Source organism: Streptomyces sp. NPDC005820, assembly GCF_040630255.1.
Classification (GTDB): Bacteria; Actinomycetota; Actinomycetes; order Streptomycetales; family Streptomycetaceae; genus Streptomyces.
Window position 1 is genome coordinate 37629 of sequence record NZ_JBEXXE010000029.1, and the last position, 22524, is coordinate 60152.

The following is a 22524-nucleotide window of genomic DNA, read 5'->3' on the forward strand; positions in this document are numbered from 1 at the left end:
CCAGGTTACGTACAGCCGAACGCCCCCTGCGGGAGGCGGGGCGCGGGGCGTCGGCCACGCGTCGTCCGCCCACGGGGCAGACGGGTGGCCGACGCCCCGCGCCCCGGGGCGCTTGGGCTGCAAGGACGCCCGTAAGGGCGTAAGCGGCGGGCGGGGCCGGTGTTACACCGGCCCCGTCGGGGTGTTACTTGGTGTTGACCGTGACCGTGCCGTCGATGATGGCCTGCTTGGCCTTGTCCACGGCGGCGACGACGTCCGTCATCGCCTTGTACTTCGGGTTGGAGTCGGCGAAACCGACCCCGTCGTTGGAGAGGCTGCCGCGGACCACGCCGGACAGCGGCTTGCCCTCGTGGACGGACTTCACGAGGTCGTAGACCGCGCCGCCGACGTTCTTCAGGGCCGAGCCGAGGATGTAGTCCTTGTACGCCGCGAGTGCGCTCTGGCTGTACTGGTCGGAGTCGACGCCGATGGCCCACACCTTCTTGGCGGCGGCCTCGGTGATCACGCCCTGACCGGAGAGACCGGCCGCGTGGTAGATCACGTCGGCGCCGGCCTCGATCTGGCCGGCCGCGGCGTCCTTGCCCTTGTCGGGGCTGGAGAAGCCGCCCTCCTGGGGCGTCTCCGTCAGGTACTGCGACTCGATCTTGATGCTCGGGTTGACCGACTTGGCGCCCTGGACGTACCCGGCCTCGAACTTGTGGATCAGCGGGATGTCCACACCGCCGATGAAGCCGATGTGGGCCTTCTTGGAGGTCTTGGCCGCGGCGACGCCGGCCAGGTAGGAGGCCTGCTCCTCGTGGAAGACCATGTCGGCGACGTTCTTCGCCTGGACGGTCTCGTCGTCGATGATCCCGAAGGTGGTGTTCGGGAACTTCGCGGCGACCTCCTTGACGGCCGGCCCATAGACGAAGCCGACGCCGATCACCGGGTTGTAGCCGGCCTGGGCCAGCTGGGTCAGACGCTGGATCTTGTCCGCGTCCGTCTCGTTGTCCTGCGGCTCGACGTCCCGGCCGCTGATGCCGAACTCCTTCTCGGCCTTCTGCAGACCGGCGTAGGCGGCGTCGTTGAAGGACTGGTCGCCCTTGCCGCCGATGTCGTACGCGAGACCGATGCCCTTGCCCGAGTACTTCCCGGACGACGACGACGCCGAGTCGCTCGCCTTGGAACCGGTGCTGGACTCACCGCAGCCGGTGGCCGCCAGCGCGATGACCGCGACGGCCACCGCTGCCTGGGAAATTCTGCTCTTCCGAGATATCAGACGCACAGCAAGCACCCCTTCGAAATCCCCACGGCGCCGTGACCGGCCCGCTTTCCCCTTGGTGGCGCCGTTCCGGAGGGCTCCCCAACAAGCCGTACCGGGTGGCGATTTCGGCGACAGTAACGCGCGTAGACGGGGAGGGGAACGGGGTTGCTCGCTCCCGTTATCGATTCGTGCCGACCTTGGTTCGCAAGCGCGTCCTCGCGGTTACGGGCGGGTGACACAAGGGGACGAAGGGATGCCTTTCGGTCACCCTCGGTTCCCCCTGCGCCCCCGTACGCCGTCAGACCTCCCGCGTCGCCGCGTCCAGCAGGGCGGCGGCCGTGAACAGCTCCACGCCCACGGTGATCGCGGACTCGTCGGCGTCGAAGTCGCCCTGGTGCAGATCGCGGACCGTGCGCTCACCCGGGGGACGGACGCCGAGCCGGGCCATCGCACCCGGCACCCGCTCCAGGTACCAGGAGAAGTCCTCCCCGCCGAGGCTCTGCTCGGTGCCCTCCACCGAGCCCTCGCCGCGCCGGGCGATCATCGCCTGGTGCAGCAGGGCGGCGACCTCGCCGTCGTTGACGACGGGCGGGACGCCCCGGACGTAGTTGATCTCGGACTTGGCGCGGTGCAGGTTGGCGACCTCGTCGATCGCCGCCACCACGATGTCCGGGGCCTGCCGCCAGGCCTCGATGTCCAGGCAGCGCACGGTGCCGGAGAGCTCGGCGTGCTGCGGGATCACGTTCGGGGCGTGGCCGCTCTCGATGCGGCCCCAGGTGACCGCGAGGCCCGCCCGGGTGTCGACCCGGCGTCCGACGAGCGCGGGCACGTCGGTGACGACGCGGGCGGCCGCGGTGACCAGGTCGGTGGTCAGATGCGGGCGGGCGGTGTGGCCGCCGGGCCCGTCCAGGGTGATCTCCAGCCGGTCGCAGGCGGAGGTGATGGCGCCTTCGCGCAGCCCGATGAGGCCCGCGTCGACGCGCGGGTCGCAGTGCACGGCGATGATCCGGCCGACGCCGTCCAGCGCGCCGCACTCGATGGCGTCGGCGGCGCCGCCGGGCAGCACCTCCTCGGCGGGCTGGAAGATCAGCCGCACGGGCCGCGGGAGGCGGCCCTGCCTGTGCAGCTCGGCGAGGACCAGGCCGGCGCCGAGGACGACGGTGGTGTGCACGTCGTGACCGCAGGCGTGGGCGCGGTCGGGGACCGTGGAGCGGTACGCGCACTCGGTCTTGGTGTCCGGGATGGGCAGCGCGTCGATGTCGGCGCGCATGGCGAGGATGGGCACGCCGGAGACCGGCTCCCCCTCCTCGATCCCGATGTCGCAGATGAGGCCGGTCCCGATGGCAAGGACACGCGGCTTGAGGCCCGCCTTCTCCAGGCGGGCCTTGATCGCGGCGGTCGTACGGAACTCCTGGTTGCCGAGCTCGGGATGCATGTGCATGTCGCGCCGGAAGGCGACGAGCTCCGCACGCAGGGCTTCGGGCAGCGTGCCGGGCAGGGCGGCGCGCTTCGCAGGATCGGCCTCGGACTCTCGGGACATCAGTTGCTTCACCCTCTGAAGGGTAGGACGCCGGAGCGGTCAACTGACCCGATCAACAAAATTTCAACCTGTTGGAGGAAGAAAAGTTGGCCGCCCGACGCATGGTTGCCGTAGAGGGTGGGTAAACTCGCCGGTTTTTCATCTGGCGCCGCCCTCTTCCTATCCTCACCCATACCATGAGGTACGGGTGGGGCGCCCGCTGTGTCCACGTTCCGGAATCGTTCATCGGACGTTCGTACGAGTCGCCGCGCGCGCCGGTAGTGTGCGCGCCCATGACCGACCTGGACGTCGACTTCCTGCACGCCGCCCGCACCTCGTACGACGCGATGGCCGAGGCCTACACCGAGGAGTTCTCGGACGGGCTGGAGCACCGGCACCTGGACAGAGCGCTGCTCTCCGGCTTCGCGGACCTGGTGAAGGAGCGCGGGGGCGGCGAGCCGGTCGCGGACGTCGGGAGCGGGCCGGGGTATGTGACCCGGCGGCTGGACGCGCTGGGCCTTTCGGTGTTCGGGGTGGACGTCTCGCCGCGCATGGTGGCGCTGGCCTCGCGGGCGCATCCGCATCTGCGGTTCCACGTGGGCTCGATGACCGGGCTGGACCTGCCGGACCACTCGCTCGCCGGCCTGATCGCGCTGTACTCCGTGATCCACGTACCGGACGGCGAACTCCCCTCCGTCCTGCGGGAGTTCCGCCGGGTCCTGGTCCCCGGCGGGCATCTGCTCCTCGCCTTCCAGACCGGCCGGGGCGAGGAACTCCACGTCACGGAACGCTTCGGTCACCAGGTCTCACTGCGGTACTGGTTGCGGGATCCGGAGGCGGTGGCGGCGCTGCTGGGGGAGACGGGCTTCGGGGTACTGGCCCGCGTGGTCCTCGCCCCGGAAGAGGGCCGCAAGTACCCGAGGGCGTATCTCCTGGCTCAGGTACCCGGCATGTAGCACGACTGCCGAGCGCGACTGCCCGCAGCCGGGTGACGGCCCGCGGCTACGGCATCACGGCCGCCAAACGGTGCACATCCCGCGCCGTCCCCGTCACCCCCGACAAGAAGCCCTGCGCCCGAGGTGACGCGTGTTCCGTCAGCCAGGTGGGGTCGATGTCGCAGACCGCCACGCGGACGTCCGTGCCGGAGAGGGCCAGCGGGAGGGTGTGGACGACGGTGGACGGGAAGCTGAGGACCGTACGGCCGATCGGGCCGCGGCGGGCGATCAGTTCCAGCGGGAGGTCGGGGCGGACCACCTCCAGGTCCGTCTCCACGGCCAGCCGGTGGAGTTTCTCCGCGCTCTCGCGGCGGTGGGCGAAGTAGCGCGCCGCGCCATGGGCCTTGGCGAGGGCCTGGACGGCCTCCAGGTAGCGGTCCGCGTCCACCACACCGGTCTCGACGAGGGACGTGCCGACCATGTCCGCGCCCTTGGTGACGCGCGGCGGCCCGAAGCGGGCCCGGGTCCAGGTGAAGGTGTTGGCCGTGACCGTGACGCCCTCGGGGATGTCCTGGACCGGCATCGCCGAGAACACCTCGACCCGGGTGTCGGCCGAAGGGGTGAGACGTCGGCGGGCCGAGGAGGACACCGGCGCGAAGACCAGGTCGCGGGGGCCTGGCCGGCCGCCCTTGCGGTGCCAGCGCACGAGGCGTTCGCCGCGGGCCAGCTGCCCGACGAACTCCATGGTCGCGGTGCCGTCGTCGACCACGACGAGATCGGAGGCCCTGGTGATGGAGAGCAGGAGCTGGACGTACCGGGAGAACGGGTCCCCCATGACGACCCGGTGGGCGCGGCGCAGCAGCGGGGTCAGACCGCCGATCGTGCGGAAGGGGGCCGTGGTGCCGCCGCGCGCCTCCTCCCAGCGGACCGCGTGGCCCTCGTCGCGGGCCAGCTCGGCCATGCGGCGCAGCTGGCCGCGGGTCATCGGGTCGGTCGGGGACAGGACGACGAGGGTGAGCTCCGCGCCGGGAAGCTCCTGGCCGTGCGCCCATTCGAGCACGTTCAGGAGCTGCACCGGGCTCTCGACGAACGCGAGCGTGTGGGGGGTGGTGCCGGTGTGCGTGCCGGCGCGGGGGCTCATCCTCGTACGACCGTCCCGTAGTGGTGGGTGTCTGGGACCGTGGTGGCTCAGACCGCGACCGGCTCGCCCGCAGCCGCGGCGATCTCCGCCTCCGCGACGACACCGCTGACGCGGCGCAGCTTCTTCATGGGGCCGAGCTCGGAGTCGTAGACCTTCTTGACGCCGTCGCCGAGGGAGGCCTCGATGGTGCGGATGTCACGGACGAGGCGCGTCAGGCCCTGCGGCTCGACGGAGGCGGCCTGGTCGGAGCCCCACATCGCGCGGTCGAGGGTGATGTGGCGCTCGACGAAGACGGCGCCGAGGGCGACGGCGGCCAGCGTGGTCTGCAGGCCGGTCTCGTGGCCCGAGTAGCCGATCGGGACGTTCGGGTACTCCTTCTCCAGCGTGTTGATCACGCGGAGGTTGAGCTCCTCGGCCTTGGCCGGGTAGGTCGAGGTGGCGTGGCACATGACGATGTTGTCGCTGCCGAGCACCTCGACGGCGTGCCGGATCTGCTTCGGGGTCGACATGCCGGTGGAGAGGATGACGGCGCGGCCGGTGGCGCGCAGGGCGCGCAGCAGCTCGTCGTCGGTGAGGGAGGCGGAGGCCACCTTGTGGGCGGGGATGTCGAACTTCTCCAGGAAGGCGACGGCCTCGGTGTCCCACGGGGAGGCGAACCAGTCGATCCCCTTCTCCTTGCAGTACTCGTCGATCCGGCGGTACTCGTCCTCGCCGAACTCCACGCGGTGGCGGTAGTCGATGTACGTCATCCGGCCCCAGGGGGTGTCGCGCTCGATGTCCCACTGGTCGCGCGGGGTGCAGATCTCGGGGGTGCGCTTCTGGAACTTGACGGCGTCGCAGCCGGCCTCGGCGGCCGCGTCGATCAGCTTGAACGCGTTCTCGAGGTCGCCGTTGTGGTTGATGCCGATCTCGCCGCAGATGTAGACCGGGCGGCCGGGGCCGACCTCGCGGGAGCCGAACGTGCGCAGACGGGAGTTGGTGCTCATGGCGGAACGTTCCTTACCTGGTGAGGGTGTCGAGAGAGGGTCCGAGGATCCAGCCGGCGATCTCCCGGATCGCGCCGTCGCCACCGGGGACGGTGGTGACCGCGCGTGCGGCGCCGCGTACGACGTCGTGGGCGCTCGCGACCGCCACCGGCCAGCCCACGAGGGCGAAGCAGGGGAGGTCGTTGACGTCGTTGCCGACGTAGAGCACGCGCTCCGGCGCGATGCCCTGTTCCTCGCACCACTGCTTGAGTGCGAGGTCCTTGCGGTCGATGCCGTGCAGGACCGGGAGCTTCAGCTTCCGGGCCCGGGCGGCGACGACCGGGTTCTGTTCCGTGGACAGGATCAGGAGCTTGAAGCCGCTCCTGCGCAGGGCGGCGATGCCGAGGCCGTCGCCGCGGTGGACGGAGACGAACTCCCGTCCGTCGGAGTCGATCAGCACCCGGTCGTCGGTCTGGGTGCCGTCGAAGTCGAGCACGATCGCGTCGATGTCCTCGGCGGTGGGCAGCCCGTCGGGGCGGTCCGCGTCGAACAGCGGGGCGAGGGCGCGGGCCCGGGCCAGGTCGTGCGGGTCGTCGACCTCCAGGACCCGGGCGGGGTCGGTGCGGACGAGGTCGGTGCGGCCGAAGAAGCGGTGGCCGTGCGCGCGGAAGCCGGCCGCGTCCATGGCGTAGGCGGCGCCGGTCTCCAGGAAGTCCTGGGGGCGGTCCTGGCGGCGCGGGCGGTAGGACTTGTCGTGGTTGACGCCGTTGCCGCCGGCGTCGGCGTCGCGCCAGACGAAGCCGTGGAAGTGGGCCACGGTCACGGCCGTGTCGGCGCCCTTCTCCACGACGGCCGAGGCGACCCCGTCGACGTCCTCGCGGATCAGGAACGGGCTGGTGCACTGGACGAGCAGGACGACGTCGACCGGTGCGCCGTGCAGGGCCTCGTGGGCGTCCATGGCGTGCAGGACGGCCGCCTCGGAGGTGGCGGTGTCGCCGGCGATGGCGGCGGGGCGCAGCACGACCTCGGCGCCCGCCTCGCGCGCCGCGGCGGCGATGGCCTGGTCGTCGGTGGAGACGACGACGTCGGTGACGAGCCGGGTGGCCCGGCACTCGCGGACCGCGCGGGCGACCAGCGGGACGCCGCCGACGGGGGCGAGGTTCTTCGCGGGCACGCCCTTGGAGCCGCCGCGGGCGGGGATCACGGCGAGGACGCGGCGCCGCGCCGCTGGGGAGTCGGACATGGAGGCTTCTCCTTGCTGTGGAAGACGGTCGCTCACGGCGCTTCCCGCACGGGGCGACGGACCGCCGTCGCGCCGATCGGCGGCCGCCCCCGGCCCGCCCCCGCCGGACAGGGCGGACCCGGCGGCCTGTACCCGGCCCGTCGCCGGACGGTCCCCGCTCACGGCGCGCCCCGCACGGGGCGGCAGACCGCCGTCGCCGGCGCGCCGATCGGCGGCCGCTCCCGGCCCGCCCCCGCCGGACAGGGCGGACCCGGCGGCCTGTACCCGGCCCGTCGCCGGACGGTCCCCGCCCACGGCGCGCCCCGCACGGGGCGGCAGACCGCCGTCGCCGTCGCGCCGATCGGCGGCCGCCCCCGGCCCGCCCCCGCCGGACAGGGCGGACCCGGCGGCCTGTACCCGGCCCGTCGCCGGACGGTCCCCGCTCACAGCTCCCCCATCCGCCGGATCACGGGCGCCACCCGCTGCACTCCGTGCCGGTAGGCGCCGCGGGCGGCACGGCGGACGATCTGGCGGACCGGGCCGGGCTCCTTGTCGGAGGCGGGTGCGCCGGGCAGCGGGCTGCCGTCGGGGCCGAGGTGGTGGCGGGCGAGGATGCCGGGCAGATAGCCGGGCGCGGTGGCGGGCGTGTACCAGGGGGTGAGGGGCGGCAGTCCGCCGGGCCGGTCGAGGAGCTTGGCGATGCGCTCGCGGGCCGCGTCGAAGGCGGTGGCGTAGGCTCCGTCGGCAGCGACGCCCTGCCGGGAGACCCACTCCTCGTCGGGGGTGGGCCGGTGGCCGGCGTCGAGCTGGTCCCAGGAGGCGAGACAGCCGGAGCCGACGAAGTGGTGGTTGCCGAGGGCCTCGCGCACCCCGAGGTCGCTGAGCACGACGGTGGGGACACGCCGGTGGAGGGACTCCAGGGCCGCGGTGGAGCTGATCGTGACCAGCAGGTCGGTGCGGTCGAGGACCTCGCCCATGTTGCCGTACACCAGGCGGAAGTTGGCCGGCGGATCGAGCCGCTGGACCAGCTTCTGGTAGGGCAGTTCCTCGATGTGGGTGGTGTGTTCGCCGGGCTTGGAGCGCAGTTTCAGCAGCACCTCGCGTTCGGGGTGCAGCCGGGCGTGCCGGACCAGCCGGTTCAGCAGGTACGTACGGTCCTTGCGGCTCTCCGGTACGGAGGGCTGCGCGGCGAAGACGACCGTGTAGGGGTCGTGCTCGCCGGTGTAGGGGTCGCCGCCGAGGAAGGGCAGGGCGACCTCGGTCACCGAGGAGGAGTCGGCGCCGACCCCGTCGTAGACCGCGCGGAACCGCTCCGCGTCCTGACGGGAGTTGGCGAGGACGAGGTCGGCGCCGTGCCGCAGCAGCAGGCCGTCGGCGAGCTTCTCGTAGACGACGCCGACGTAGCCGGTGACGACGACGGGGCGGTCCGGGTTGCCCTCCCAGACCCGCTTGAGGCCGTGCAGGACGGCCTGGACGCCGCCGCCGACGAGCGCGAGGACGAGGACGTCGTACGACTCCTGCGCCATGGCGCGCAGGAACTCGACGGCGGTGACCTCACGCAGGGAGTCGGCGTGCACGCCCACCTCGGCGAGCTGGCGCGGGGTGGGGGTGGCGCGGCCGCGCAGGAGGAACCCGTCGAGGACGGGGGCGGCGACGGGGTCGGCTTGCACCCCGCCTCCGGATCCGGGCACGATCCTGGAGGCGGTCAGCGCACCCCATTTCCATCGGGTGTCCGAGTCCGCGAGGACGGCAATCCGTGGGGGGTTCGCAGTACTTGCTGGCACGTCGAAGACGCTAGAAAGCAAAACCGAGGGTTGGCCCAACCTCGATTCAACGAAAAGTTAACAGCAGCCCACCGGCGGCCGAACTGGCTCTCCAGAAGCTGTGACGCACGCCCGGTGCACCATTCCGACACATTGAGTTCACCCCCTGTCTCCTCAACGGAAAGTTCCGTTGTCGGGGGCCCTCCTAGGATTTCGCCGTGCCAAAGCTTTCCTTGATCGTGCCGTTCTACAACGTCCAGCAATACGCGCCGGACACCCTCAGAAGCCTTCGCCTCAACGCCCACCCGGACTTCGAGTTCGTCCTGGTGGACGACAAATCGAAGGACGAAACTCCGGCCATTCTCGAACGGGCGGTCGAAGAGCTTTCCGAGGTCGCCCAGGTGCGGTACGTCCGCCATGAGGAGAACGGGGGGCTGGCCACCGCGCGCAACACCGGACTCGACGCGGCGAGCGGCGAGTACCTGACGTTCCTCGACGGCGACGACTGGCTGGCGCGCGGGTATCTGACCGAACTGGTCACCGCGATCGAGACGCTGGGCTGCGACTTCGTCCGGACGGACCATGTGCAGGCCACCGGACGGGCCCGCACGATCGTCCGGCATCCGCTCGGGCGGCGCGAGGAGGTGCTCAGCCCCCGGGACGCGATCCTGCCCGTCGACCGCTCCACCTCCGTCGACTACGCCTACGCCTGGGCCGGCGCCTACCACCGCCGGCTCCTCGACCGGGGGCTGCTGCACTTCACGCACGGGCTGCGCACCGCCGAGGACCGGCCGTGGATCTGGAAGCTGCACCGGGAGGCGGAGTCGTTCGCGGTGCTGAACCTGCACGGTGTCTTCTACCGCCGCGGGGTCGCCTCCTCCCTCACCCAGATCGGCGACGCCCGCCAGCTGGACTTCATCCGCGCCTTCGACGAGGTGATCGAGGAGACCGCGCAGGACCGGGAGGCCGACCGGCTGCTGCCCAAGGCGGTGCGCACCTACTGCGCGATCATCGCCCACCATCTCGCGGAGATCGACAAGTTCGAGCCCGCCGTGGCCAAGCAGCTGCGGACCATGAGCTCGGCGGCCATAAAGCGGATGCCGCAGGAGCTGCTCACCGACGTTCTCGACACCATGGACCTGCGGCGCTCCGCCAAGTTGCGGCGGCTCAGGCGCCAGATCACCAGCGCGAAGGCGGCCGCCTGATGGCACGCACCACCGGACAGACCACGCAGATCCTCTGCGCCTCCACGCTGTACGGCGCGGCCACCCTCGCCGCCGCCCTGGACGCCGACTGCTTCCCGGCGGCCGAGCGGCGGCTGCTGCTGGTCTGCAACAACGCGACGAACCCGGAGACCGCCCCGGCCCTCGACGAGATGCCGGGCTTCGCTCCCCTGCGCGACCGCTTCGACGAGGTCCTGTCCTGGAACGAGGCGATCAGCCCCTTCCACCCGGGCGCCTGGACCCCGCGCCCCGACGACGTCCCGCTGTTCGAGCGGTATCTGCGGCTGCTGTGGGGGCTCGGCACGGACCGGGTGGAGATCGTCCTGGAGTCCATCCAGGTCAACCCGGCCCAGGCGATCGCCCAGGTGTTCCCGGGCGCGCCGATCGAGGTGTACGCCGACGGTCTGATGAGCTACGGCCCCACCCGCAACAAGCTCGACCCGCTGATCGGCACCCGGGTGCGCCGGCTGCTCCATCTCGACCTGGTCCCCGGGCTCGTACCGCTGCTGCTCACCGAGTTCGAGGTGCCCGCGCGTACGGTCCCGGCGGCCGCGTTCCTGAAGGTGCTCGGGCAGGTCGCCGACGCCGTGCCGGACCTGCCGGCGCCGCCCGACGACTCGGCGCTGCTGCTCGGGCAGTACCTCTCCGCGCTGGACATCATGTCCGCGAAGGAGGAGGAGGACCTGCACGTACGGATGATGCGCGGGGCGGTGGCCAAGGGGCACCGCTCGGTCGTCTTCAAGCCGCATCCGTCCGCTCCGGCCCGCTACAGCCGGATCCTGGAGACGGAGGCGGAGAAGCTCGGGGTCGACCTCACGGTCCTGGACGTGCCCGTGCTCGCCGAGGTGCTGTTCCAGAAGGCGCCGCCCGCGCTGGTCGTCGGCTGTTTCTCCACCGCGCTGTTCACCGCGTCCGCGTTCTACGAGCTGCCGGTCGCCCGGATCGGCACCTGGCCGCTGCTGGACCGGCTGACGCCCTACCAGAACAGCAACCGGGTGCCGGTGGTGCTCGCGGACGCGCTGCTGGCGGACCTGGAGGACAAGGAGAAGACCGTTGCGGCGGACACTCCGGCCGGGCTGCTGTCCGCCGTCGGATTCGTCATGCAGCCGCAGATTCTTTCCGGTCTGCGTCCCGAGGCCGAAAACTATCTGCGCACCCATCTCGGTCCGCGTACCCAGCGTTACTTCAAGCGCAAACGGCTGACTTCGCTGGGGCTTCCGGGCGGTATCCCGGAACGGCTGGCGTTCCTTCCGCACAACTCCACGGCCCGTCGGGTCGTACGGCGGGCGAAGGCTCTGCGGAAGGCGATCAAGCGGTAATACGCCGCCACTCGGTCAAATAAACCTGAAAAGATGAAGAGCAACGGGGAAGCCCGCTTTCGGACGGGCGGAGTTGGGGCGCGGTTAACCAACGCTCCATAGCTTCCCCGAATGCTGCAAACAGCGCTCTCCCAGCAACCGGTCGCCACCCGGGCACCGGAACACCGGCCTCTGGTCTCCTATGTCCTGCCGGTCTACAACGAGCAGGACGGCATCGCCGCCTTCCACACCGAGCTGACCGCAGCCCTCGCCGGCCGCCCGGAGCTCGACTTCGAGATGGTGTACGTCAACGACGGCTCCGCCGACGGCTCGCTGGCCATCCTCAGGGGGCTGGCCGAGCAGGACGACCGGGTACGCGTCGTCGACTTCGCCCGCAACTTCGGCCACCAGATCGCCATCACCGCCGGCCTGGACGTCGCCCGGGGCGACGCGGTGATCGTCATGGACACCGACCTCCAGGACCCGCCCCGGGTCAGCCTGGAACTGGTGGACGCCTGGCGCGAGGGCGCGGAGATCGTGCACGCGCGTCGGCGCAGCCGCCAGGACACCGCGTTCAAGCGGAGCACCGCGCACCTGTACTACCGCGTCCTGCGCTCCTCGACCGAGGTCGACATCCCGCTGGACACCGGCGACTTCCGCCTCCTCGACCGGCGCGTCGCCGACGAGCTGCGCAAGTACCGCGAGAAGAGCCGGTTCGTCCGCGGGATCGTCGCCTCGATGGGCTACCGGCAGACCGAGGTCGCCTTCGACCGCGACGAACGCTTCGCCGGCGAGACCAAGTACCCGCTGCGCAAGATGGCCAAGCTCGCCATCGACGGCGTGACCAGCTTCTCCACCGTGCCGCTGAAGATGATCACCCGGCTCGGCTTCGTCGTCCTGACGCTCTCCATGGTCGGCATCCTCTACGCCCTCGCGATGAAGTTCTTCCGCCCCGACATCACCGTCTCCGGCTGGACGATGCTGATGGTCGTCGTGCTGTTCCTGGGCGGCGTCCAGATGCTGTCCCTCGGGGTCATCGGCACCTACATAGGCCGCATCTACAGCGAGGCTCAGGGCCGTCCGCTGTACCTGGTGCGCGAGGTGATCGGCGGTTCCAGGGCCGATGACTGAGACCACGGCCAGGATCCAGGCGCCTTCCTCGTCCTCGGGCACGATGCGCCAACTGGTCCGCTACACCCTGATCGGCGGCAGCGGCGTCACCCTCGACCTCGTCGTCTTCCTGCTGCTGCACAACTGGGCCGGGATGGACGAGCAGTTCGCCAACGCGCTCAGCACCACGCTCGCCATCACCAACAACTTCGTCCTCAACGCACGCTTCACCTTCGAGGCCCGGGACCGCCTGTTCATCCGCTTCCTGCGCTTCTACGCCGTCGGCCTGACCGGCATCGCCCTGACGAACCTGCTCTTCCTCGCCTTCACCGACGGACTGGGCATCGACGCCAACATCATCAAGGTGGCCTCGATGCCCCTGGTCCTGGCGCTCCAGTTCGTGCTCAACAAAAAATGGAGCTTCGCTTGACATCCCGGCGTTCTCGTCCCGGTCATGGGTCTTGCCGCAGCCGTCACAGGTCCAGGTGCGGACGCTGAGCGGCAGGCTCGCGGCAAGGGCGCCGCAGTGGGAACACAGCTTGGAGGAAGGGAAGAAGCGGTCGACCGCGATCACTTCCCGTCCGTCCGCCCACGCCGCGTCAGTGGTCAGTTTGTGCAGGTGGTCCTTGCGGCGGTTGGCGATCCGGGCATGGATCTTCGCAACCTTCCGTCGGGCTTCGGCTCGGTTCGCTCGGCGCTCGTGCCTCGGGTTGGCAACCTTCTCACCGGTCGACAGGGTCAGCAGATGGTTCAGGCCCACGCCGATGCCAACAAGCAGGGAGACGAACCAGCGCCCTGCCGCATCCTGGGACACGGTCACCGTCGAAGGGGTCGCGCCCTCGGGCAACGGCCGGGACCATACGGTGGCCAGCGGCTCCGCCATCTTCGCAAGCGTCAGTGTCCCGCAACGGAAGCGGAAGGCACTGGTGGTGTGTTCCGCGCTCTTCCGGGACTTCTTCCGCGACTTGAAGCGCGGGTACCTGGCCCGCTGGGCGAAGAAGTTCGTGAACGCGACCTGCAAGTGCCGCAACGCCTGTTGGAGAAGGACAGACGACACCTCGCTTGTTGCAGACCTTTCGCACGCATCCGAAGGTGCGCGACAGCTCAGCCGCCCGCGCGTCCGTCGGGCAGAAGCGGTACTTGAACGCCCGCTTCACGTGAGTGGCCATGCCTCACAAAGCAGGGCCTCTCATTGTGAGTTTCCGGCACTCCAGAAAAGAGAGATCATATGAACCTCGGCATCATCGGCGCCGGTGCCACCGGCCTCACGGCCGCCTGGGACGCCGTACGGGCCGGGCACCAGGTGACCATCCTGGAGGCCGCCGGTGAACTCGGCGGGCTGGCCGCCTCGCTGGAGGTGGGCGGGGTGCCGCTGGAGCGGTACTACCACCACATCTTCCGCAGCGACAAGGCGATGATCGCGCTCATCGGGGAGCTGGGGCTCGGGGACGCGCTGCGGTTCCACAAGCCGACCACCGGGATCTACCGGGGCGGGAAGCTCATCGACTTCACCACCCCGTTCGACATGCTCCGCTTCCCGGAGTTCTCGCCGGTGGACGCGGTGCGCTTCGCCGGGTCGTCGGCGGTGCTGAAGGCCGTACGGAACGGCGAGCGGTACAACGACCTCACCGCCCTCGCCTGGCTGCGCAAGCACGCCGGGAAGAAGGCCACCGCCGCGATCTGGGAACCGCTGCTGAAGGGCAAGTTCGGCGAGCGCGCCGAGCAGGTGTCGATGGCGTGGCTGTGGGCCCGTATCCACTGCCGGACCTTCGAACTGGGCTATGTGGACGGCGGGTTCGAGCGGGTGTACGCGGCGCTGCGGGACGGGATCGAGGAGCGGGGCGGGAAGGTCGAGTTCGGGAAGGCCGTGGAGACGATCCGGCAGGAGGGCGACACGCCGGTCGTCACCTGCGCGGACGGCTCGACCTACCGCTTCGACCACCTGATCGTCACCACGCCGCAGCCCGCCTTCGCCAAGGCCGCCGAGCTGCCCGCCGAGGACGCGGTGTGGAAGAACCAGTACCTGGGCGCCACCTGCTTCGTCCTGGAGATGGACCGCAGCGTGATCCCGTACTACTGGCTCAACATCAACGAGCCCGACTTCCCGTTCCTCGCGGTGGTCGAGCACACCAGGATGATCGACCCGGCGGTCTACGGCGGCCGGCACGTCCTCTACGTCGGCAACTACGTCGAGCGCGAGGACTGGCGCTTCACCACCGACCCCGGTGAGCTGCTGAACGCGTTCGTGCCGTACCTGAAGCGGATCAACCCGGCCTTCGACCCGGCCTGGATCAAGGACTGGCACTTCTCGAAGGCCGGCTTCGCCCAGCCCGTGGTGACCCCGCGGTACCGGGCGCTGATCCCCGGCCACGAGACCCCGATGAGCCGGGTCACGCTGGCGACGATGGCGCAGATCTACCCCCAGGACCGGGGGCAGAGCTACTCGGTGGAGATGGCCCGGAAGGTGACCGCCTCGCTCGGGCTGCGCTGACCGGACACGCACATGCGGAAGGGGCCCCGGTGTTCACCGGGGCCCCTTCCGCGCACGCGGCTACTTCAGCCTGCACACCACCAGTGGTGTCTTCGGCTTGAGCGGCGGGCAGTCGTACGTCGCCTGTACGCGCCTGCGCAGGTCCGCGTCGACGTACGCCAGCCGGAACCAGGCCCGGTCCAGGATCGCGTAGGGCGCCGGGTCGTGGTCGACGCAGTCCGCGTTCTCCTTGAAGGACTTCAGGTCGGCCACGTCCGGGATGAAGCGGGTGCGCTGCAGGAACGTGGCGATCGGGTAGCGGCACTGGGCCGGGTGGTCGACGTAGTAGACCGTGTCGCCGAAGGCCAGGTAGAGCACCTTGGCGCCCGCCGGGAGCTGCGCGCGCAGCTTGTCGGCGTCCTTCTGCTTGGTCTCCGCGTTCCGGTGGAACTTGGTGTTCGTCGACGACACCTTGCCGTACTGGGCCAGGTGCGGCGAGCTCGGCCAGACCGGTCCGGCGAGCAGGACGACCCCGGCGAGCGCGACCGGGGCCAGCGTGCGTCGGGGCAGGCCCGTGAGCCGGGTGTCGGCCAGCGCGGCGAGCAGCGCGACGAGGCCGAGCACCCACATCGTCGCCGGGCGCTGGAGCCCGTGCGGCAGCCGGGTGTAGAGCGCGGGCAGGGTGCCGTACAGCAGGGACACCGCGCTGAAGCACCACGGGGGCTTCGGGGAACCGCCCACCGCGAGACCCCACACGGCGGCCGCGAAGACGGTCAGCTGGACGGCGTGGTACGGGAACCAGTTGCCCTGGACGATCACCACGGCGAGCGAGCCGAAGCCGATGAGCACGGCGATCGTCAGCAGTTCCAGGCGGCGGGCGCGGCCCTGGACGCGGGTGAGGAGGAGCAGCAGCGCGCCGGGCAGGAGCAGCAGCACCGGGGTGAGGATCGACCGGTCGGCGAGGAACTCGAAGGACCGGTGCAGGATGAAGCCCGGCCGGATGCCGGTGCGGCTGAGGGCCGACTGGTTGATCTGCGGCATGTCGTGCGTCCACTGCAGCTCGTGCGAGCCGGCGAGGACGCTCAGTGCGAAGAGCAGGACCGCGCCGGGTACGGCGACCACGGCGACGCGGATCGCCCGGCCGCGGTCGGCGGCCCACAGGATGAGGACGCCGAAGGCGGCGGTGGAGGCGGTGGAGTACTTCATCATCACCGCGAGGCCCAGCGGCAGCGCGGCGATCAGGGCGGCGGGCCAGGCGCGGCGGACGCCGAGCGCGGCCGCGATCCCGAAGACCGTCAGGACGACCGCCGTCCACTCCGGCTGGAGGAAGTCGGTGCGCGGGGCGAGGACCAGGACGAGTCCGGTGGCGCCCGCGGTGAGGGCGGCCTCGCGCGGGGTGATCCGGCGCAGCAGCGCGGTGTGCAGGGCGAAGGCCGCCGCCGCGACGACCAGCGCACCCTCGGCTTCGATGATCGTCTCCCGTACGACCACGCCGCCGGAGGTGGGCAGGTCCAGCAGGGCGATGAACCACCGGTAGAAGAACGGGCGGTGGGTGAAGACCTCGGACGGGGAGTAGCCGGCCTCGCCGCCCAGGCGCAGGGCGGCGAGCACGTACTGGAGGTCGCCCGTCAGCCGCCGGATGAGGACCGTGTACACGACGGCCGCCGCGGCCAGGGCCGCGACCACCGGCCACCACAGGGGTGACCGGCGGGCGCGGGGGGCGGGCGGCGCGTCGACCGGGGCGGTCGTCGTCGCCATGGGATCAGCCGCCCAGGATCGTGCGCAGGTCGGCGGAGTTGGCCTCGGTGACCTTCCAGAGTTCCTGCTGGCGGCCGTGCACGTCGGCGACCGTGCGGTCGTGGTCGGCGAGCAGTTCGCGGGAGCGTTCGACGAGGAGCGCTGCGAGGTTGCGGTCGTGCACCGAGACACCCCACTCGGGGCGGTCGATGTCGCGCAGGAAGTACGCCATCTTGGGGTGCGAGATGAGGCTGATGATCGGGGTGCCGCAGCCGAACGGGATCATGCCGGCGTGGCCGCGCATGCCGATGACCAGTCTGGTGCGGGCGTACAGCTCGCGGATGCCGTCGTTGTCGAAGTCGTACATCGGGATGACGGGCAGTGAGACGCCGTGTTCGCGGCGCAGGTCGAAGGCGATCTTCTCGTCGTCGAGGGAGTGCGCGACGCACTGCACGTCGGCCAGCTCGCGCAGGCCCTCGACGGCCTTGGCCATCTGGGCGAGGAAGTAGCCGTAGTCGTGGCCGAAGCGCAGGCCCGCGCGGTCGTAGGCGGCGTTGATGAGGATGGTGTCGTCGCGCCGCACGGGGTCCTGCCAGCCGTCGACCAGCTGGCGGGTGACCGTGGTCGGGCAGGGCTGGAAGCGGACCTTGTCGTGGAGGTGGGCGGGGAGCATCGCCCGGACCTTCTCGATGGAGCCGTGGTTGCGCAGGCCGAAGAAGGAGGACTTCTCGACGAGGAGGCGCAGCGACTCGCGGAAGCGGCCCGCGCGGTAGGACTGGCCGTCGAAGGCGTTGAAGCCGACGGCGTAGACCGCGATCGGGACCTCGATGCCCTTCAGCATCTCGTCCGGGACGTTCCACTGCCAGGCGCTGTTGCCGTTGGGCATGGTGTCCGGGATGAAGAGGCCGCCGCCGCCGATGACCAGGCCGCGGCGGGCGTTGACCCGCTCCAGGGCGGCCTCGTCGAAGAGGCGGTGGGCGTGCACGGAGTGCCAGCGGCGGGAGGTGGTGTCCCGGTCGAAGCCGAGCCGGACGCTCTCCGGGAGCAGTTTGTCGCCGGCGTTGCCCTGGCGGTCCATGTAGAACGCGACGTGCGCGAGCTGGTCCTCGGGTCGGCCCGCGGGCTGGGCCGGGATGCCGGTGGTGCGCTGGTGCCAGATGCGGCTGGCGCGGTGGGTGGGGTCGACGGTGAGGCCGGCGGTGGCGTACGCGCGGGCCTCGGTGTCGTCGCCGTGCACCCAGGCGATCTGGGCGAGCCGGGAGAAGGCGGTGGCGGCCCGGTTGGGGGCTGCGGCGGCGAGGTGGAGCCGGGCCCGGGCCTCCTCGTAGCGGGAGACGCTCATCAGGGCGTTGCCGTAGACCTCGTGCGGCCAGGCCTCGTCGACCGGCAGGTGGACGCGCTCCAGGATGTCGACGGCGGCCTGGAAGTCGCCGGCGCCGATGTGGGCGAGGGCGACCTTGCGGGCGGTGTCGACGTCGCCGGTGCGCTCGACGTGCGGGGTGCCGTAGTGGACGAGCAGGTCGTGGTGGAGGGTGTCGCCGGCCTCCAGGTAGGCGGCGTGGAACTCGGCGTCGGTGAGCTCGAACTCGGCCCAGCGCTCCTGGGCGAGCCCGTAGCCGGCCTCGCCGCCCTGCCAGGGCTTGTGGCGGCCGGTGAAGTGCAGGACGGCGACGTCGTCCGGGACCGGGAGGTCGCCGGAGAGGCGGCGCTTGACGTAGTTGTACGCGGGGTCGAGGTCGACGAAGTCGCCGTCGAGGAGGGCGTTGAGGATGCCCTGGTCGTGCTTGTCGAGCTCGTACTTCCCGCTGCGGCCGATCGCGTCGATCTTCGCGCAGAACGCGTCGGTGAGGTACTCCTTCTGGATGACGAGCAGTCCGCTGTTGAGCATGCGGGTCTTGTCGCCGTAGAAGAACTGCGGGACGGCGGCGAGGCCGTGGCGCAGCGACAGGAGGTCGTCGATCGGGCCGAGGACCACCATGTCGGTGTCCAGGGTGATCACGGTGTCGTAGTCGCGGATCCGGAAGACGTCGAGGATGAAGTACGCCTTGCGGACGAGGTAGTTGTCCTGGTCGCCCTTGACGTAGGAGTCGTAGTGGTCGGCGTCCACCCGGCGGAACTTCACGCGCGGGTGCAGATCGCGGATCGCGGCGACGGAGGCGGGGCGCAGGTCGTCGTGGAGGACGAGGAAGTCCTCGCAGACCTCCGGGTTGGAGAGGGCGAGGGAGCGCAGCAGGACGAGGAAGCCGGGCAGGTAGTTCTCGTCGACGAAGCTCGCGAAGGCGATGCGCCGCTTGCCGGTGAGGGCGGAGGCGTCGGTGGCGGGGGCCGCCGGGGCGGAGGCGGAAGCCGAGAGGGAAGTGGTCATCGCAGGGAAATCCTCATGCCGGAGACGCTCTGGGCCCGTTCCATGACCCACGTCTTCTCGCTGCCGTATTCGTGCACGTTGGTGATGGCCAGCTTCATCGCCTCGGGGAGGCGGTAGGCGCCGCTCTCGTAGAAGTCGAAGCCGATCAGGTCGAGCGTGGGGCTGACGTCGAGGAAGTCGAGCAGCCAGAGCATGTTGAAGCCGGAGGTGGGGATGGCCGCGAACTGCTCGGTGGTCCAGCCGCCGATGTTGCGCACGGGCCAGCGCAGCGACTCGTCGTTGACGTAGGTCTGGGCGCCGGGGATCAGCTTGTTGCGGACGGAGTACTTCCAGTCCGGTGAGCTGCCGCTGAAGACGAGCCGGGTGTCGACGGGCTTGTCCCAGTTGTAGTTGTGCTTGTGGATGGTGACGTGGATGTCGGTCTTCCTGCCGGTGTGCGCCGGGTCGATGCGGTACGAGTTGAAGCGCACGACGAGGTCGTAGGCATCGATGTCGTGGCCGAGGCCGCTCTCGCCGACCTTGCCCGAGTTGGCGACGAGGCAGATCGACTTGCCGGCGATCCGGTTGCGGAACTCGCCGAGGCTGAGCCACTGCACGCCCCCGAACAGGGGGTCGGGGACGGGTCCGCGCATCCGGTTGCGGCGGACGTCGGCGTACAGGGCGAGGGACCGGGTCAGTTCGGGGGTGGGCCGGGTCTGCCGGCCGGTGGCCAGGTCGAGGTAGTGCGCGAGGGCCTCCTGGACCTCGTCCTCGGGGGCGCCCTCGCGGTCCATGGCGAGCAGCGCGCCGGCCAGCCGGGCCTCGGCGCCGGACTGGTCGCCGGCGGCGTGCGCGGCGAGGCCCTCGGCCCAGACGTCGGTGGCGGGTCCGGCGCCGAAGCGGGCGGCCTCGGGGACCGTGCGCTCCAGGAGGGTCAGCAGTTCGGTGCGGGCCTTGGTCGCGGCGTGGATGCCGTCGACGCGGGCGCGGACGCCGAAGCCGTCCTCCTTGGTGAGCTCGAGGTAGCGCTCGTAGGCCTCGGCGGCCTCCTCGGGCAGGCCGAGGGCCTCCAGGATCCGGCCGCGCAGCCGCCAGCCGGCGCGGGAGCCCCGGCGCAGGTGGAGGATGGTGTCGGTGATCGTCACCGTGAGGTTCAGCTCGTCGTCGTAGGCGCAGAGGACGGCCTTGTTGCCGACGTTGAGCAGGGCGTCGAGGACCTCGTTGCCGAGGTTGCCGCCGCTGCCGGTCGCGGCGGCCTTGGTGCGCCGGAGCAGGCTGGTGGCGGTGGGCGCGGGTGCGGACTGCTCCTGGATCGCCCAGGTGGCGAGCAGTTGGCGCAGCGCTTCGGCGACTGCCTGGCGGCGCGGGTCGAGGCTGCCGACGAGCTTGCCGCTGTGCACGGAGCAGGCGCGCAGGCAGTCGTCGAGCGAGACCGGGGATGGCGCCGACGAGGGCCTTTGTGGCCTGGTGTCTGACCCTCTGCTGCGGACCCTCGTCATGGTTCTCCTGGTCTTATGAAAAGCGTATTGACGTACTGAAACCTGGTGAGGTTGGGAGAACGTAAGAAAGGAAAACGACGCCCAGGTGAACCCCTCGGAACAGAGGAGCGAATGCTGAGGCTGTCGAACAGAAGTTTCGCGGGTGACGCCATAGGGTCCACATAGACGGCACTCATCCGCATTCCTAGGGACACCCGCGTGACACAGACGGTCGTGAACACGACACAAGGGAGCCTGGCGGTCGCCACCCCGAAGGCGGCACCGCGCGGCGGCCGGCTGCGCGCACTGGACGGGCTGCGGCTGATCGCCGCGCTGATGGTGGCCTGCTACCACTACGGCGGCCGGGGCGGTGACATCACCCGCGCCTGGGGCACCTCGGCGTCGACGGTCTTCCCGACCCTGCACACGCCGTTCGCGTACGGCTGTCTGGGCGTCCAGGTCTTCTTCGTGATCAGCGGTTTCGTCATCTGCATGAGCGGCTGGGGCCGCCCGCTGCGCTCGTTCTTCGCCTCCCGGGTGGCCCGGCTGATGCCCGCGTACTGGGTGGCGGTCCTGCTGGTGACGGCCGTCTTCGCGCTGCCGGTGGTCGTTTACGACGCCGTCTCGCCCAGTGACGTCCTGGTCAACCTGACCCTGCTTCAGCAGCCGCTGGGCGTGGACCGGGTGCTGGGCGTGGACTGGACGCTGTGGGCGGAGGTCCGCTTCTACGCGCTGTTCGCCCTGTGCGTGGTGCTGCCGGGGGCGAACCGGCGCCGGGTGGTCCTGTTCTGCGTGGGCTGGATCCTGGCGGCGGCGATCGCGCAGGGCGCACACCAACCGCTGCTGGACATCGTGCTGATGCCGGAGTACGCGCCGTTCTTCGTCGGCGGGGTCGGCCTCTACCTGGTCCACCGCGACCGCCGGGACCCCTACGCGTGGGGGATCACCGCGGTGAGCTTCCTGATCGGCCAGCACTACGCGGTCCGCAGTCTGTGGAACGTCTCCGACCCGAACGCCTTCGCCCACCGCACCTCGTACGGCATCATCGCGGTCGTCGCGTTCGGGTTCCTCGCCGTCGGGGCGATCGCCCTGGGCCGGCTGGACCGGGTGAACTGGGGCTGGCTGACGGTGGCCGGGGCGCTCACCTACCCCTTCTACCTGGTGCACGAGCACCTGGGCTGGGTCGTGGTCGCGGCCCTGCACCGCCGCCTCGGCATCCCGTCCGCCGCCACGTTCCTGCTGACGATCGCGTCGATGCTGCTGCTGGCCTACGCGATGAACAAACTGGTGGAGGAGCGGCTGACACCGAGGCTGCGGAAGGCGCTGGCAGCGCCGCGTCAGTGAATTCCGAGTGAATTACGGGGCCCTTTTCAGGAAACTCCGCAGCGCACCCCTATTCCCGCAATGACGATCTCCAGCCCCTCGTCGAAATGCGTGCCGTAATCGGCGAAGATCTCCGCGCCGGCCCGCGCGGACAGCGGGAACTCGGCGAGCAGTCGGGCGCGCTCCTCGACGTCGTACCCCTCCCGCCGCTCGCCGGGCAGCGGCTGCACACCCTGCTCCTCGATGACGAACCCGATGGTGTACGAGTACGCGGTCGAGGTCGCCCGGACGGCCTGACCGAGGCTGAACCCGGCGGCCGTGAACAGCCGCAGGTTCTCCTCCATCTCATGGGCGTGGTCGGTGCCGGTGAAGCGGGAGCCGCTGAACACCCGCGCACCGTCGCGGTAGGCGAGGAGGGCCTCACGCAGCCCGCGGTTGACCTTGCGCAGCCGCTCCTGCCAGGAGTCGGCCGGGTCGAGGGCGGTTCCGGCGACCATCCGCCGGTACATCTCGGTGGCCATCTCGTCCAGCAGCGCCTGTTTGTCCTTGAAGTGCCAGTACAGGGCGGGCGCCTTGACGTCGAGCTCCTTGGCGATGGCACGCAGAGTCAGCCCGTCGAGACCGGTCTCGTTCAGCTGCGCCAGGGCGGTGTCGGCGACGCGCTTGCGGTCGAGGGGGGCCCTGGGGGCTCGTTCGGTGGTCACGGTTGACAGCTTAACGCCGTTAAGGGCACAGTCGTCATCGGCAGCACTT

18 protein-coding genes and 1 pseudogene are annotated in these 22524 nt (G+C 70.6%); 8 read left to right on the plus strand and 11 right to left on the minus strand.

Annotated elements, in window-relative coordinates; all coding sequences use genetic code 11:
• Positions 1-184: 184 nt before the first annotated feature.
• Both ABZ464_RS31705 and ABZ464_RS31710 read right to left on the minus strand, forming a co-directional pair.
• Complete coding sequence (locus ABZ464_RS31705) at positions 185-1255, minus strand: BMP family ABC transporter substrate-binding protein (RefSeq protein ID WP_359282669.1); 1071 nt, start codon at positions 1253-1255, stop codon at positions 185-187.
• Positions 1256-1541: 286 nt separating this feature from the next.
• On the minus strand, positions 1542-2783 hold the full coding sequence (locus ABZ464_RS31710; protein WP_359282458.1) for an amidohydrolase: 1242 nt from the start codon (positions 2781-2783) through the stop codon (positions 1542-1544).
• A 272-nt stretch (positions 2784-3055) separates the two neighbouring features.
• Between ABZ464_RS31710 and ABZ464_RS31715 the strand changes: the two genes are divergently transcribed.
• Positions 3056-3718 (plus strand): methyltransferase domain-containing protein, encoded by a 663-nt coding sequence (locus ABZ464_RS31715; RefSeq protein ID WP_359282461.1) that lies wholly within the window; start codon positions 3056-3058, stop codon positions 3716-3718.
• A 46-nt stretch (positions 3719-3764) separates the two neighbouring features.
• Here the strand turns inward: ABZ464_RS31715 and ABZ464_RS31720 are convergent, their stop codons facing one another.
• Genes ABZ464_RS31720 through ABZ464_RS31730 form a run of 3 tightly spaced genes read right to left on the minus strand, consistent with a single transcriptional unit; the run spans position 3765 to position 7046 of the window.
• Entirely contained in the window at positions 3765-4838 is a 1074-nt protein-coding gene (locus tag ABZ464_RS31720; protein ID WP_359282464.1) for a hypothetical protein, read from the minus strand.
• Between the two features lie 47 nt (positions 4839-4885).
• The gene (locus ABZ464_RS31725) at positions 4886-5824 is read right to left on the minus strand and encodes an N-acetylneuraminate synthase family protein (RefSeq protein WP_359282466.1); all 939 of its coding nucleotides are present in this window, start codon (positions 5822-5824) and stop codon (positions 4886-4888) included.
• A 13-nt stretch (positions 5825-5837) separates the two neighbouring features.
• Positions 5838-7046, minus strand: coding sequence for an N-acylneuraminate cytidylyltransferase (locus tag ABZ464_RS31730; protein ID WP_359282467.1), 1209 nt, complete (start codon positions 7044-7046; stop codon positions 5838-5840).
• A 12-nt stretch (positions 7047-7058) separates the two neighbouring features.
• Between ABZ464_RS31730 and ABZ464_RS31735 the strand changes: the two genes are divergently transcribed.
• Complete coding sequence (locus ABZ464_RS31735) at positions 7059-7526, plus strand: hypothetical protein (RefSeq protein WP_359282470.1); 468 nt, start codon at positions 7059-7061, stop codon at positions 7524-7526.
• Here ABZ464_RS31735 and ABZ464_RS31740 read toward each other — a convergent pair.
• Positions 7469-8809, minus strand: coding sequence for a DUF6716 putative glycosyltransferase (locus ABZ464_RS31740; RefSeq protein WP_359282472.1), 1341 nt, complete (start codon positions 8807-8809; stop codon positions 7469-7471). The genes ABZ464_RS31735 and ABZ464_RS31740 overlap by 58 nt on opposite strands.
• 197 nt (positions 8810-9006) lie before the next feature.
• On the opposite strand from ABZ464_RS31740, the gene ABZ464_RS31745 reads away from it, so the two are divergent.
• The 4 genes from ABZ464_RS31745 (at position 9007) to ABZ464_RS31760 (ending at position 12849) form a co-directional block, all read left to right on the plus strand.
• Positions 9007-9993 carry a glycosyltransferase family 2 protein gene (locus ABZ464_RS31745; RefSeq protein ID WP_359282474.1) on the plus strand — a complete coding sequence of 329 codons (987 nt, stop codon included), beginning with the start codon at positions 9007-9009 and terminating at the stop codon, positions 9991-9993.
• A complete protein-coding gene (locus tag ABZ464_RS31750) occupies positions 9993-11330 on the plus strand; it encodes a polysialyltransferase family glycosyltransferase (protein WP_359282476.1) in 1338 nt (445 codons plus the stop codon). The genes ABZ464_RS31745 and ABZ464_RS31750 overlap by 1 nt, the downstream gene beginning before the upstream one ends.
• Before the next feature lie 111 nt (positions 11331-11441).
• Positions 11442-12440, plus strand: coding sequence for a glycosyltransferase family 2 protein (locus ABZ464_RS31755; protein ID WP_359282478.1), 999 nt, complete (start codon positions 11442-11444; stop codon positions 12438-12440).
• Positions 12433-12849, plus strand: coding sequence for a GtrA family protein (locus ABZ464_RS31760; protein ID WP_359282481.1), 417 nt, complete (start codon positions 12433-12435; stop codon positions 12847-12849). The genes ABZ464_RS31755 and ABZ464_RS31760 overlap by 8 nt, the downstream gene beginning before the upstream one ends.
• A 6-nt stretch (positions 12850-12855) precedes the next feature.
• Here the strand turns inward: ABZ464_RS31760 and ABZ464_RS31765 are convergent.
• Positions 12856-13588 (minus strand): annotated as a pseudogene (locus ABZ464_RS31765) (zinc ribbon domain-containing protein); the annotation flags it as partial.
• A gap of 59 nt (positions 13589-13647) precedes the next feature.
• On the opposite strand from ABZ464_RS31765, the gene ABZ464_RS31770 reads away from it, so the two are divergent.
• Complete coding sequence (locus ABZ464_RS31770; protein ID WP_359282483.1) at positions 13648-14910, plus strand: NAD(P)/FAD-dependent oxidoreductase; 1263 nt, start codon at positions 13648-13650, stop codon at positions 14908-14910.
• 60 nt (positions 14911-14970) lie between these two features.
• On the opposite strand, the gene ABZ464_RS31775 is transcribed toward ABZ464_RS31770, so the two are convergent.
• From ABZ464_RS31775 to ABZ464_RS31785, 3 genes are read right to left on the minus strand one after another with little or no spacing between them, the layout of a single operon-like run.
• The gene (locus ABZ464_RS31775; protein ID WP_359282485.1) at positions 14971-16647 is read right to left on the minus strand and encodes a hypothetical protein; all 1677 of its coding nucleotides are present in this window, start codon (positions 16645-16647) and stop codon (positions 14971-14973) included.
• A 4-nt stretch (positions 16648-16651) separates the two neighbouring features.
• Entirely contained in the window at positions 16652-18991 is a 2340-nt protein-coding gene (locus ABZ464_RS31780) for a glycosyltransferase (RefSeq protein WP_359282488.1), read from the minus strand.
• Positions 18988-20370 (minus strand): glycosyltransferase family 29 protein, encoded by a 1383-nt coding sequence (locus ABZ464_RS31785; protein ID WP_359282490.1) that lies wholly within the window; start codon positions 20368-20370, stop codon positions 18988-18990. Before ABZ464_RS31785 ends, ABZ464_RS31780 begins: the two co-directional genes overlap by 4 nt.
• Positions 20371-20682: 312 nt before the next feature.
• Here ABZ464_RS31785 and ABZ464_RS31790 point away from each other — a divergent pair, with 312 nt between their 5' ends.
• A complete protein-coding gene (locus tag ABZ464_RS31790; RefSeq protein WP_359282671.1) occupies positions 20683-21792 on the plus strand; it encodes an acyltransferase in 1110 nt (369 codons plus the stop codon).
• Positions 21793-21818: 26 nt separating this feature from the next.
• On the opposite strand, the gene ABZ464_RS31795 is transcribed toward ABZ464_RS31790, so the two are convergent.
• Positions 21819-22475 carry a TetR/AcrR family transcriptional regulator C-terminal domain-containing protein gene (locus ABZ464_RS31795; protein ID WP_359282492.1) on the minus strand — a complete coding sequence of 219 codons (657 nt, stop codon included), beginning with the start codon at positions 22473-22475 and terminating at the stop codon, positions 21819-21821.
• Positions 22476-22524 lie beyond the last annotated feature (49 nt).

Coding starts and splice junctions, on each gene's coding strand:
- ABZ464_RS31780 (WP_359282488.1), bottom strand. CDS start 18,991: ATGACCACTTCCCTCTCGGCTTCCGCCTCCGCCCCGGCGGCCCCCGCC.
- ABZ464_RS31760 (WP_359282481.1), top strand. CDS start 12,433: ATGACTGAGACCACGGCCAGGATCCAGGCGCCTTCCTCGTCCTCGGGC.
- ABZ464_RS31730 (WP_359282467.1), bottom strand. CDS start 7,046: ATGTCCGACTCCCCAGCGGCGCGGCGCCGCGTCCTCGCCGTGATCCCC.
- ABZ464_RS31715 (WP_359282461.1), top strand. CDS start 3,056: ATGACCGACCTGGACGTCGACTTCCTGCACGCCGCCCGCACCTCGTAC.
- ABZ464_RS31725 (WP_359282466.1), bottom strand. CDS start 5,824: ATGAGCACCAACTCCCGTCTGCGCACGTTCGGCTCCCGCGAGGTCGGC.
- ABZ464_RS31750 (WP_359282476.1), top strand. CDS start 9,993: ATGGCACGCACCACCGGACAGACCACGCAGATCCTCTGCGCCTCCACG.
- ABZ464_RS31720 (WP_359282464.1), bottom strand. CDS start 4,838: ATGAGCCCCCGCGCCGGCACGCACACCGGCACCACCCCCCACACGCTC.
- ABZ464_RS31775 (WP_359282485.1), bottom strand. CDS start 16,647: ATGGCGACGACGACCGCCCCGGTCGACGCGCCGCCCGCCCCCCGCGCC.
- ABZ464_RS31710 (WP_359282458.1), bottom strand. CDS start 2,783: ATGTCCCGAGAGTCCGAGGCCGATCCTGCGAAGCGCGCCGCCCTGCCC.
- ABZ464_RS31755 (WP_359282478.1), top strand. CDS start 11,442: ATGCTGCAAACAGCGCTCTCCCAGCAACCGGTCGCCACCCGGGCACCG.
- ABZ464_RS31770 (WP_359282483.1), top strand. CDS start 13,648: ATGAACCTCGGCATCATCGGCGCCGGTGCCACCGGCCTCACGGCCGCC.